We start from the raw sequence: 12,258 nt of genomic DNA, 5'->3' as shown, positions 1-12,258 counted from the left end.
CCGGGCGACAGAACGAAGGAGGGACTTGAACACGTGAACCCATACACTCTGGAGGACGCATGCGCAGGAAAGCTCCGATTTCGGCCGCCGTCGCAGCCGCTGCACTGGTGACGGCCACTGCCCTGACGGTCGCCGGTTGTGGGTCGACCGAAGGAACACCTGAAGCGGCGGCGAGTTCCACGGCAGCCAGTTCAACGGCGTCGGCGACATCGACGGCAAACGAAACCGAGACGACGGTAGCGAGCTCTCCCCCGCCACAATCGAACACCCGCACAAATGTATCCACGACGGCGACTACGACAGCAATCCCCGCTTCGGGCCCCTGTCTCGACGTCGGCTCCTCGCTCGTCACCGACGCCATCGGCACGCTGGGCACCGACATCAACGGGGGCAATTGGATACCGAGATCCGCGAGCGAAGAACAGATCGGGAATTGTCCTGACCTGCTCTGGGTTTCGGTGGACGGCGACGGCGTCGGCGATGCGACTTACCAGTCACACGTCCTGTTCTTCCACGACGGAACATACCTGGGCACGGCTACCAGTGAGCCGTACTCGTACACACACGTCATCGACAGCAACAAGGATTCGGTATCCGTCCAATACCGTTGGCTGCTGGACGACGATGCATTCTGCTGTCCCCAAGGCGGACCGAACATAGTGAACTTCACGTGGAACGGCAGCGCCGTGGTTGCCGACGGCCAGTTCCCGCCCTCCTGAACCTGCCTGGGTCCGAGAAGGCCCTGAATGCAACTGTGCCCCAGCGACGACGGTCGCTGGGGCACAGTCTTGTTCGATCTACTCGCCAGCGCTCCTACTCACCGACACCGAGTTCGCGCAGGCGAGTCTTGTACAGCTCGATGTTGCCGAGCTTGATGTCTTCGTAACCGCGAACCACGTCCGGCAGTGCCGCGATCTCGACGGCGCGATCGTATCCGTCGGTTGCGAGCGTACGAGAGAGGTCAGCGATCATGGCCTCGTACTCGGCGAGCAGTTCACGCTCGACCTTGCGGACGTGCATGTAGCCGAAGGGGTCGAGCTTGGTACCGCGAAGCTTCTTACCCTTGGCCAGAACCTTCAGTGCAACATGCGACTTGGGTCCGAGACCGATCTTCTTCTTGCGGCCCATCACTCGGAGGATCGGCGGGTGGAGCTTGTAGGTCAGGTTCTCCCCGGCCGGCACCTGAGACTTGACGTCCTCGATGAATGCGGGGTCGACCAGCATACGAGCAACTTCGTACTCGTCCTTGTACGCGGTGAACTTGAACAGGCCGCGGGCAACAGCCTCGCTGAAATCGGTCCGCTCGGTTGCGGCACGTTCGGCGGTCCAGACTGCCTGAACCTGATCGATGTAACGCTGGGCGATCTTGACGGACTGGAACTCGATGAGCTGCGCTGCACGCAGTTCCACCAGTCGCAGGGTTTCACCGGTGAAGGTGGTTCCGGCGAACATGTGAGCCGGTGCGACAACGGGTTCGCGGACGGACTTGGCCGGCGTGGTGACGGCCGAGAACGCTGCGGTGTCGGCAATTGCTGCACGACCCCAACGGAATGCCGCGATGTTCGCGTCCACGGCAACGCCGTTGATGCCGATCGCTTCTTCGATGGCCTCGGCCGGCAGACGAAGTCCACCGCTCTGGTAGGCAGCACCGATCAGCAGGAAGTTGGCCGCTGCGGTGTTACCGAACAACTCCTGCGCAGCGGCGAGTGCGTCGAACGAACGCAGGGTGCGCGACACCTTGTCGAGACGGGCGAGGAGTGACGTCTCCTCGGGGTAGCGAACAGCCTTGTCGTAGACCATGTCTCCGGTCGGCGTCTGCGACGTCGAGGCGATGGAGACCGTCTTCTCGGCGTTGCCGTAGTCGAGGTTCTTGTTGTCCGTCGCGGTCAGCAGGTCGAAGGCGACGATGCAATCCGCGCTGCCCGGAGTGAGGCGGTTGGACGGCTCGAGCGCGCTGGAGCTGAAACGCAGGTGCGAGACAACCGGTCCGGCCTTCTGGCTCAGTCCGATCTGGTCAAGGCTCTCCACCTCGAGGCCGGCGCGCAGTGCAGCCGTTGCGAGCACCTGGTTGACGGTCACGATGCCGGTGCCGCCGATGCCCGCGAGGAACACGTTCTGCGTGCTGGTGAGCGGTCCGAAATCGGGGTCTGCGACGACGGGCGGGACGGGACGTGCGGCCTTCGGAGCCTTCTTGCCCGGTACCAATTCGACGGTCACGAACGACGGGCAATCGCCGTCCATGCAGGTGTAGTCCGTGTTGCAGGACGTCTGGTCGATCTTCGTCTTGCGGCCGTACTCAGTGTCCACGGGCTGGACCGAGAGGCAGTTCGACTTCACACCGCAGTCACCGCAGCCTTCGCACACTGCCTCGTTGATGACGACGCGAGTGTTGCGAGTGGGCAGCGTGCCACGCTTGCGCTGGCGACGAGCGTCGGCCGCACAGTGCTGGTCGTAGATCAACACTGTGACGCCCTTGATCTCGCGAAGCTCCTTCTGGGCCTCGTCGAGGCGATCGCGGTGCCAGAGCTTGGTGCCCTTGGCCAGAGCGCGCTTGTTGTGACGCGAAGGCTCGTCGGCGCAGATGATGATCTGCTTGACGCCCTCGGTGGTCAGCTTGTGGCTGAGTTGAGCAACGGAGAGGGCACCTTCCGCGTCCTGTGCACCGGTCATCGCCACTACTTCGTTGTAGAGCAACTTGTAGGTGATGTTCACGCCTGCGGCGATGCATGCCTGGACAGCCAACTGACCGGAGTGGAAGAAGGTGCCGTCGCCGATGTTCTGGAACAGGTGAGGCACGTCGGTGAACGGTGCCTGCCCGATCCACTGGCTGCCCTCGCCGCCCATTTGCGTCAGGCCGGTGACAGCGCTGTCCTCACGGCCGGACATGGTGACGAGTGTGTGGCAACCGATTCCGCCGCCGCCGATGGAACCCTCGGGGATAGCGGTGGAACGGTTGTGGGGGCACCCGCTGCAGAAGTACGCGGTTCGCTTGGCGGAGAGCACGTTGAGCGACAGCGGGGCCGGGAGGGTGCGCTTGAGTTCGACGTGCGGCTTCAGTACGCGGCGCAACGGGGCGAGCAGCCGGCCTGCGGTCAGTTCACCACTGGCAGGCATGAGCAGACGGCCCTGGCCGTCACGCTTGCCGATGATGCGAGGGGCATCGTCGGTGCCGTACAGGACTTCCCGGATCTGAGCTTCGATGAACGCGGTCTTGTCCTCGACCACGACGATCTGCTCGAGGCCTTCGGCGAACTCCTTTATCTTCTCGCCCACGACGGGGTAGCACATTCCGATGCGAAGGAGACGGATCCCGGCGCGGTGCAGCGCGGCATCATCGACGCCGAGGTCTGCCAGAGCTTGTCGGACGGAGTCGAAAGTTGTACCGGTGGCGGCGATACCGATCTTCGCACCGGAGGGGTTGACCTCGATCACATCGAGGTTGTTGGCAGTTCCGTATGCGTGCACAAGATCCCATCGCGGGCCGTACAGATCGGCCTCGGCGATGACACTGTCCGGCGGCGCGGCCATCTGACGCTGCTTGTAGACGAAGGGCTTGCCCTCGAACTGCACTTCCGGAACCACGATGTCGAAGTCCGCGATGCTGCCGTCGATCGTCCAGGCACCGTCTGCGACGTCGGCGACGATCTTCAGCGCTACGACGCAACCGGATACACGCGAGAGTGCAACGGCGTGCATACCCATCGTGATGATCTCTTCGGCATTGCGTGGGAAGAGAACCGGCACGCCCATCGCGGCAAGCGAGCGCTCGCTGACGGCCGGAACCGTGGAGGACTTCGACGCGGGGTCGTCGCCCACCAGGAGGACGACGCCGCCCTTGGGGTTCACGCCGTACATGTTGGCGTGGCGAATGGTGTCGGTAGCGCGGTCGACGCCGGGGCCCTTGCCGTACCAGACGCCGGTCACGCCGTCGTGGGTCGCGGTTCCGGCAGGGAGATCCGTCTGGCTTCCCCATACCGCCGTGGCGGCGAGCTCCTCGTTGAAGCCAGGGATGAAGGTGATGTCGTGCTCGGCGAGAACCTTGGGCATGCCGTGAAGCATCTTGTCGACGCCACCGAGGGGGCTGCCCTGGTAACCGGAGACGAAGGTGGCAATACGCTTACCTGCCCGAATGTCGCGAACGTGCTGCTCGACGAAGCCGCGTGCAATTGCCTGAACACCGGTCAGCAACACCGGTCCCGATCCCGACCGGTACCGATCATCGAGGTCATAGGGCTTGGCCTGGGCTACGCCCGACACCAGTTCAGTCATCGTGGACCACCGTTCCGTCTGCAGTGCATTTCAACTACCGTGCATTTTCAACAACCGCGTAACTCGATCTGTTCAGATGATCGTGGTCGAGGTATGTGAAAGCGTCAACAGAGGCTTGTTCAACTATTCAAATTGACAATTTGTGAGCCAAATCACGTGACCTAGGTCATCGAATCAATCAGTTGGAGACCCGTTCGTGGCGATACGGCGAAACGGACATAAAACGTTCCCGACAATGCACACCGAGAACTTTCTTGACATTGACGCAACGTCAACTTGCATGCTGAATGAGCACAACCGATCCGAGAGTAGGAACTCCACGTGAGCGAATGGTCCATCCAAGAACTCGCCAAATCCGCAGGTACCACCAGCAGAACGCTGCGTCACTACGGCGATTTGGGACTCCTGGAACCGAGTCGCATCGGCGCCAACGGCTACCGCTTCTACGACGAAGACGCCCTGGTGCGACTGCAACGCATCCTTCTACTTCGGGAACTCGGACTCGGATTGCCGGCCATCGCCGAAGTCCTCACCGGCGAACGCGATACGGCCGCCGCACTGCGTACGCACCTCGAACTCCTCGAGCAAGAGCGCACGCGGATCTCGAGACAGATCGAATCGGTCAACAGGACCTTGAACAAGACGAAGAATGGTGAATCACTCATGCCGGAAGATGTTTTCGACGGGTTCGACCACACCCGATACAAGGACGAGGTCATCGAGCGTTGGGGCAAGGACGCCTACACCAGCGGCGACAACTGGTGGCGGTCGATGTCGGAGCAGGACCGTAAAGCTCATCTGCAAGCTCAAGCCGACATCGCAGCGGCATTCGGAAAAGCACTGACAGCGGGGCTGTCCGCGGAAAGTGACGACGTCCAGACGATTACCCGAAGACAGTTCGAGTGGATAAAGATCGGTTGGCAGGGAAGGACTCCCAGCGCCGACGCCTTCACCGGGCTCGGCCAGATGTACGTCGACGATCCCCGCTTCACTGCAAACTACGACAAGTACGGAGAAGGCACCGCTTCGCTGGTCCGTGACGCGATGAAGGTCTACGCCGAGCGCAATCTGCACTGACGCCGATCAGTCCTGCCCACTGCCGAGGAGGTTGTGTCGGTGCGCTGAGGCGACAGCCTCTTCCCGGGAATGCGCACCGAGTTTGCGATACAAGGCTCGGAGGTGACTCTTCAGAGTGTTGTTGGATACGAACAACCGCCGCGCGATCTCACCGATCGGAATGCCGAGACCCAGTTCCACGAGAACGTCCATCTCCCGTTTCGTCAATTGGACCCGAACGATGGTCGCCGGATACATCTGCGCCGCTTCGGATTCGAGAAAGGTCGCGACGGCACTGCTCGAGCCCTCGGCCCGATCTTCGAGTTGCCTGATCAGATCACGCGGTATCGTCGCCAGGGCCGACAGGACACCGGAGGTTTCGAGCAGTCCGCGAGCTTCCTCCCATGTACTCGCGGCAGCGGGGATCCTGCCCAGTTCACACAGAGCAGCGCATTCGATCAGCAGGGATTCGAGCCGAAACCTCGTGAGATACTGCCCGCTCCAGTCGATTTCGCGGCACAATTCCAATGCCTGGGACGGCGACCCGGTCAGGAGATGCGCCCGCGCCACGGAGACCGTGACAACTGCAAACGTATGTGGCGCAGCGACTGATTCTTCCAGCGCCTTGGTACCCTCCCCGGACGCCAACAGAAGATCGATACGTGCCGCGGTGAGAAGCGCGTCACCGAGCGATCGTTCACACGGATTCACGTGCCCGTGCGTTGCCACTGCGCGCTGGAGGGAAATCAGCCCCGAGAACGGGTCCGATTGCAGCAGTGCAAATCTGGTGTAAGTGTAGGCCGCGAACGCCCACAGGTCGCCCGGCGGTGTGACCTCGGCGAGTGCGTCCATCGCGGCAGCTCCGGCGTGCAGGTCCACGCTGTCGCACGCCACCAGTGCCCGCGCGATCGCTCCCCCCATGTGCGAGGGCGGTCCCAACCATCCCGAAACGTCCGGGTGTGTGCTTTCCAGGTGCAGCCAGTCCGTCGCGTGCGCGACGTCCCCGATCAGCGCGGAGTTGAGCGCGGCATTGCCTGCGGCGTGACGCAGGACGAACTCCGGACCATGTTGCACCGCACCTTGATAGGCGAGTCGCAATTCCACCGCGGCATCACCGAGGTCACCGGTCAATTGATGCGAGACCCCCCAGATCAGCCGCAGGGCGGGCAGTTGAGACCCCAACGCGCCCAACGACTCGTCGCCGAGTCCGTACACGACGTGCGCCAATTTGCGCGTGATCTCGGTAGAGCGTTGGTACTTACCGGATGTTCTCAGCACCACCGATTGGACAGTTCCGACGTTCAACAAGCTGTGCGCATGCGGACTACCACCTATCGCACGCAATTCCGCCGGTTCCGTCGGTAATGAATCGCCGTTGATCAACTGCGGCCGCAGACGTGATTCGAGCAGGTCACGACCCACCAGAATCGAAGGGTTCGAACTGAGTACGTCACCGGGTATGGATTGCAACGCAGTCCGGACCAATCCGGTGTGATCGACCAGAAGATCAGCCCAGTGGCGCTCGAGTATGTCGAGCACCCTGGTCCACTTGCGTCCGTCCAAGGCGTAGTGAACGGCACCGGCTATATCCGAAGTCCCGAGAGCGTGATCGACGAGTACCTGGAAGGGATCTTCGAATCCATCCCCTTGTTCGGCCCGTATCTGTATGAATGCCAGTCGAACTGACGGCGCGAAGTACCAGGACGGTTCTCCCTCGAAACCATTCCGGAAGATCAGACCGAAAGACTCGAGCAAGTCCAGTTTGCCCTCCACGTCAAGATCGTCGGACAAGACACGAGCGATCTCTGGTGTCACCGTGCGGGCAGCGGCGATCGTAGTCGCGAAGTCGAACAACTCGAGCGACTTGCCCGACCGAGGAGCGGTCCGACTGACGTACGCGTGGATCGCCTGGTCCACTCGCTGCTGAACGCGTTCGCGTCCACGGCTCGGTTCACTCAGCCCCGCAACCGCACTCAGAGCAACCTTCATCAGCACGGGAACGCCGGCGACGCGTTCACAGATCGAATGGACGATGCCCGAGGGAAGGTGAATCCCTGCCTCCGCGAACAGAACGGTGGACTCGTCGAGCGTGTATCTGAGGTCGTTCGCGCACAGGTACTCGTCCACGCGGACGTCTTCGAGCAAGTCCGTCGCAGACCGATCCTGCAGCGTGACGATTACTTTCAATCCGGGAAGCCGCACGATCAGATCCACGATTCGGCGTCCCACCTCGTCACCCTCAACCAGGTCGATGCGGTTGAACACCAACACGAATGGTGCGGGCGACGAGTCGAGGAGTGATTCGATCGCGCCCACTGGATCCTCGCGCATTCGTGGCGGGGCCTCGAGTGATTCCAGGGAATCCTGAATTACTGCGAGCGCGGTGTTCCAGTACTCGAGGGGGGTCATCCGATGCGATGGCGCCGGCACCCAGACTACCGGTCTGCTCGGCACCTGCCCGAGAGTCGTGAGCCACAACGCGGCGAGTTCCGTCTTGCCGAACCCAAGCGGCGAATCGATAACAGTCAATCCCGCCGAGCGTTCCATCAATCCGAGGAGGCGGGGACGAATCGCCGTGGCTCCACGCCCGGCAAGCCGCCTTTGCAGCGTGCCCCTTCCTCGAGGATTTCGCTTTGCTCGAGATAGCTGCGATCGATTCGAAGTGGACGTCATGATGGCCGACAAACGAGCAGTCGATCCCCGCCGAACTCGAGATTTCGTTCGAGCATCGAACTCCCAACCTGTCCACCCATAACGAACAACATAGACAGCTTCGCCGCGACACGCGAGCACTGGCCGTCTCACAAATACGCCCGATTTGTCTCATTATGTGGGCTCGGTCACTATTGACGTCTATTTGCGGGAGAGTGACTGCGACCTGCGGGATCTGACATATCATGCCCGCGTGTCGATGAATTCCGCCCGCATCCGCGTGTCGACCCGATCGGTCGATCCTGCGGACGCCGACGACTTCTGGCGCAGTGCCACACGTCCGTTCTTCGTCACCGACCGAATTGACCCTGACACATCTCTCGAAGGCTCGATCACAGCGCTTTCCATCGGAACCTCGTTGATCGGTCAAACTACCTTCAATGCACAGAAGTACACCCGAAACAATCGGCTGATCGCCGAGAGCGGACTCGACGATGAATACATGGTCCAGGTCGTCCTCGACGGGCAGTTGAGCGGCAACGCCGACGGAGTCGATTTCGTCGCACGTCCAGGCGATGTCACATTCTTCGACCTCGGGCGTACCTGGACCGCCGACGCGGAGGCGGAATCGACAGGGCGCACCATCACGCTCCTCGCACCGCGTTCCCTCGTCGAGGCCGAGTCGAAGGGTCGTTCTCTACACGGGACGGTACTGCGCGGAGTTCCTGCCGTCGTGCTCGCTCAGTGCATGCAATCGGTCGTACTCGCGCTACCGCATCTCGATCCCGATGCTGCGGCCGGCTACGAGGACGTCGTCGCTTCCCTCCTTCGTGTCAGTTTGGGTATCGCCGAACCTGATCTGTCGCCGCGGCCCGATCACTCTCTCCGCGATCGTGCGTACGCCTACATCGCCGAGCATCTCTCGGAGACCTGGCTCGGCCCGACGAGCATGTGCGCAGCATTGTCCGTCTCCCGGGCACAGCTCTATCGCGCATTCGCATCCGACGGCGGAATAGCTCTTGTCATTCGGCGGAAGCGTCTCGAACTCGTCTACCGCGAATTGACCAGAACCGAGATGCCGAACGAAACGATCGAAGCGTTGGCCCTGCGATGCGGCTTCACCTCGAAATCCCAGTTGGCGCGAGCGTTCAAGGACTTCTACGGGATGACCCCGAGCCAAGCCCGAACCGACGGCAGACGCACGATCGGGGACCCGTCGATCGCACGCCTGCGCCGCCGACTCGAGTTCTTCAGCCCCTGAATCCGAGATACTCCACAGCCTCGCGAGCGTGCCTGTGTTCTAGTTGATCCATGAGCTGGGTCGACAAGGAACTGAGTCTGGCTGCGCTCACAGGTGCGGTCACAGGTGTCGCCGTGATGATCCCGATAGTCGGCGATGGAGCCTGGTCCTGGGTAGGACTGTTCATACCCGCCTTCATCGGAGCGCTGGCAGGGCTGATTGTCGGCTCGAGCGCTGTTGCAGGTGGGCGCTGCGCCCTGAGAACAAGCCACACATGGCCGGCGCGCACAGTCTGCTGCTGGAAGCATCGGTTCGCTGCGTGCTCTGCCTTGGCGGTGACATTGCTGGTAATCGGAGTGTTCATGTCGGCTGTCGTCGCTACTGGTGACCCGGTGCGAGATGCCGCAGGGTTCCCGATGTCCTTGATCGTACTGGCGGTCATCGCCGCAGTTACGTACGTGTTCTCCTACCTGCTCGCCCCCGCCCAGGCCTCCCGAACGCCGTAAGAACCTCTATTTCATCGCAATTCATCACTCGAACCGCGGAAGCGACGACTGAACTATCCGCACCCGGCAACGAGCTCAGATCACTTCAGCTGGAAATGAACCGGAGAACAAACTGCTCGATGCCTTCCGATATGACCTTGGTCAGCGCGGTGAAGTCGTTCGACCAGCGTTGAATATCCAAGCTGCTCATCACTTTCCTCCGTTCTTCGTCCCGCTGCCCGTGACGCACAACGTAAGCGGGACATTGGGGCGCACTGGAACTATCTGCGAGAACGCGGTTTCCGTTACCAATTGACCGATCGAACAGCGACGCAGGTTCATTCGAACCTGATACTGCAACTTCGCCGAACGGTTGCAACAACGCCGAGCAGAGTTCGAGCGAAAAGCACTATCCACCAGAAGTATTAGCTCGAAAGAACTACGATTAACTCGATTCCTGGACGCACCACACCAGACGCGCCGACTTGCGATAAGGGCGAGCTGACAGGCAACAACCGGGACAAAGCCATCCGACGATCATGCACGAAATACGGCCACGCCGCTCGAGGAATAATTCGAAGTCTTCCAAGGGATCGGCTCTGCTCACTCACTTCGCTGATTTCGCCTGGCGACGATGGCGAAGTTCAACGGTATCCGCGGAGAGTGGCTCGGCAGAGTCCATCCGTTGGCGCATGGAACGAGTTCGGGAAAGGCCGGCCAGTCCATATAGGGAAGTTCCGAAACTGATTCGATATGAAGACCCGCATCCAGCAATGAACCAATGACCTCGCCTAGGTCGTGGCGCCATTCGTGGTTGGCAGTGTGCGCTATCTGCCCATCGGAGGTCCCGGTGTAAGTCGCCGAGTCTTCGTACGATCGCATGCCGCCTCCGGAGAGGTAGTCGTCGGTGATCATCCACGGCTCGAACGCCATTGCGCCGAGGATCGGATGATCGTCCCGGATCTGAAACACCCCACCAGGCTCGAGGAGGTCGTGGATCGACTGAGCCCAAGCGGTGAGTTCCGGCAACCAGACGATTGTTCCGGCACTGGTGACGATCGCGTCGAAACGTCGGTCGATCAGCGTCGAGGCGAATCGCGCATCACCTTCCACCCAGGTGATCTCGCGGTTGTCTGCCTTTGCGATACGAGCAGCGTGGTGCAGAGAGTTGGGTGACAGATCAAGCCCGTGCACGTCGATCGCACCAAGACGCGCCCAGGAGATCGTGTCGATCCCGATGTGGCACTGCAAATGCAGGAGCGAGTGACCTTGCACTCCTGACTGTGGCAGATGCGGGGCCAGAATCGACAAGTCGTTCTGCACAACTGTGGAAATGGTCGCTCTGTTGGCGAGAAACCCGCCGACGTCATACATTTCGGAGCGCACATGCACATCGGCGCGATCGTCCCAATTTGCCTTGTTTCCGGCGATGGCTTCGGCCTCGTGCTTCGCTGCTGCCCCTTGCATGACTACCCCTCCGAGATCGGCCTGAACTGCCTTTCTAACACGTCTGTAGTCGTGTTCGCCGTCGTGTCTTCGAGGACACTTTCGTCTACCGGATCAGACGGTCACTTCTTCGACCGGTTTCTCCTCGTGGCTCGCCGCGCCGAAGACGGCCACGGCGACGGCACCCGCGATTGCCCCGACGAAGCCGACGACGGCAAGCCATTCCAGGCCCGGTCTCGACGCGTCGCCGAGCACCACGACGCCAACGATTCCCGGAACCACCGTCTCGCCGACAACCAGAGCCGCTGTCGCTCCGTTGACGGATCCCAGTTGCAGCGCCACCGTGTGCAGATAGAAACCGCCCAGGCCCGAAACGAGGATCGCCCAGCCGGCCGGATCGCGGAGCATCGTACCGATTTCGAACGGATCGATTCCGAAGACCACGCGTACGGCAATGGCCAGACAGCCGAACAGCACACCCGAGATCAACCCGGCGACAACTGCTGCGCGTGAGCCCAACCATCGGATCAAACCGATGCCGATCAGCAAGATCAACGCCGAGCCCACGAGGACACCCCAGTGGACGACGTCGTTGGAACTCCCCCCGCCCGCGTGACCTGACGACAATCCGAGCAGCAGGAGCGATCCGATCACCGCAGCGATCGCGAACCAGTCGCGACGATGCAACTGGATGCCGAGGACCACGGTCCCCAGCACTGCCGTGATGACGAGATTGGCACTGACCACTGTCTGCGACAAGAACAGTGGAATGAGCCGCGCGGAGACGGCACTACCGGCGAATCCGACCGCATCGAGCACGGTGCCCAGGATGAACGACGCCGTCAGCGCGGCCGCGAACGTCGAACGCAAGGTCGGGCCACCCGACGCCGTCACGTGTCCGGCCTCGCCACGCTGCTCGGCGGCAGCTGCCGACTTGCGCGCGCCGTAGGCTTGCAGCACGGATGCAACGCCGTACCCGACGCATGCCACGATCGCGGCAATCAGTCCGATCAGCATCGAAATTCCACACGAAGTTCCCGGGCAATGGTCATGGAGATAGACCCTGCCCTATTTCCCCAGGCCTGACATCACCCTCAGGTATTCGAACAA

8 protein-coding genes are annotated in these 12,258 nt (G+C 61.5%); 4 read left to right on the top strand and 4 right to left on the bottom strand.

Annotated features, from left to right (window positions below; all coding sequences use genetic code 11):
• Positions 1–59 precede the first annotated feature (59 nt).
• Positions 60–719, top strand: coding sequence for an LppP/LprE family lipoprotein (locus YH3_RS18130; protein ID WP_064443818.1), 660 nt, complete (start codon positions 60–62; stop codon positions 717–719).
• 94 nt (positions 720–813) lie between these two features.
• On the opposite strand, the gene YH3_RS18125 is transcribed toward YH3_RS18130, so the two are convergent.
• Complete coding sequence (locus tag YH3_RS18125; RefSeq protein ID WP_042921773.1) at positions 814–4,269, bottom strand: indolepyruvate ferredoxin oxidoreductase family protein; 3,456 nt, start codon at positions 4,267–4,269, stop codon at positions 814–816.
• 321 nt (positions 4,270–4,590) lie between these two features.
• Between YH3_RS18125 and YH3_RS18120 the strand changes: the two genes are divergently transcribed.
• Positions 4,591–5,346: a MerR family transcriptional regulator gene (locus YH3_RS18120; protein ID WP_030535291.1), complete on the top strand. Its 756-nt coding sequence runs from the start codon at positions 4,591–4,593 to the stop codon at positions 5,344–5,346.
• A gap of 6 nt (positions 5,347–5,352) precedes the next feature.
• Here YH3_RS18120 and YH3_RS18115 read toward each other — a convergent pair whose 3' ends face one another.
• Positions 5,353–7,872 carry a LuxR C-terminal-related transcriptional regulator gene (locus YH3_RS18115; RefSeq protein ID WP_064443817.1) on the bottom strand — a complete coding sequence of 840 codons (2,520 nt, stop codon included), beginning with the start codon at positions 7,870–7,872 and terminating at the stop codon, positions 5,353–5,355.
• Between the two features lie 364 nt (positions 7,873–8,236).
• Here YH3_RS18115 and YH3_RS18110 point away from each other — a divergent pair, with 364 nt between their 5' ends.
• Positions 8,237–9,238 (top strand): helix-turn-helix domain-containing protein, encoded by a 1,002-nt coding sequence (locus YH3_RS18110; protein WP_218960020.1) that lies wholly within the window; start codon positions 8,237–8,239, stop codon positions 9,236–9,238.
• 50 nt (positions 9,239–9,288) lie between these two features.
• Complete coding sequence (locus tag YH3_RS18105) at positions 9,289–9,723, top strand: hypothetical protein (protein ID WP_064443816.1); 435 nt, start codon at positions 9,289–9,291, stop codon at positions 9,721–9,723.
• A gap of 582 nt (positions 9,724–10,305) precedes the next feature.
• Here the strand turns inward: YH3_RS18105 and YH3_RS18100 are convergent.
• The gene (locus tag YH3_RS18100; RefSeq protein WP_007733954.1) at positions 10,306–11,169 is read right to left on the bottom strand and encodes a bifunctional 2-polyprenyl-6-hydroxyphenol methylase/3-demethylubiquinol 3-O-methyltransferase UbiG; all 864 of its coding nucleotides are present in this window, start codon (positions 11,167–11,169) and stop codon (positions 10,306–10,308) included.
• Positions 11,170–11,262: 93 nt separating this feature from the next.
• Entirely contained in the window at positions 11,263–12,165 is a 903-nt protein-coding gene (locus YH3_RS18095; RefSeq protein ID WP_064443815.1) for a hypothetical protein, read from the bottom strand.
• Between the last annotated feature and the right edge of the window lie 93 nt (positions 12,166–12,258).

Source organism: Rhodococcus sp. YH3-3, from assembly GCF_001653035.1.
Classification (GTDB): domain Bacteria; phylum Actinomycetota; class Actinomycetes; order Mycobacteriales; family Mycobacteriaceae; genus Rhodococcus_F; species Rhodococcus_F qingshengii.
The sequence above is the reverse complement of the archived record's forward strand: the minus strand, read 5'-3'. Positions and strand labels throughout refer to the sequence as shown.

Excerpts from the sequence above, each read along its gene's own strand:
- YH3_RS18130 (WP_064443818.1), top strand. The coding sequence starts at position 60 with ATGCGCAGGAAAGCTCCGATTTCGGCCGCCGTCGCAGCCGCTGCACTG.
- YH3_RS18125 (WP_042921773.1), bottom strand. The coding sequence starts at position 4,269 with ATGACTGAACTGGTGTCGGGCGTAGCCCAGGCCAAGCCCTATGACCTC.
- YH3_RS18115 (WP_064443817.1), bottom strand. The coding sequence starts at position 7,872 with ATGGAACGCTCGGCGGGATTGACTGTTATCGATTCGCCGCTTGGGTTC.
- YH3_RS18110 (WP_218960020.1), top strand. The coding sequence starts at position 8,237 with ATGAATTCCGCCCGCATCCGCGTGTCGACCCGATCGGTCGATCCTGCG.
- YH3_RS18105 (WP_064443816.1), top strand. The coding sequence starts at position 9,289 with ATGAGCTGGGTCGACAAGGAACTGAGTCTGGCTGCGCTCACAGGTGCG.
- YH3_RS18100 (WP_007733954.1), bottom strand. The coding sequence starts at position 11,169 with ATGCAAGGGGCAGCAGCGAAGCACGAGGCCGAAGCCATCGCCGGAAAC.
- YH3_RS18095 (WP_064443815.1), bottom strand. The coding sequence starts at position 12,165 with ATGCTGATCGGACTGATTGCCGCGATCGTGGCATGCGTCGGGTACGGC.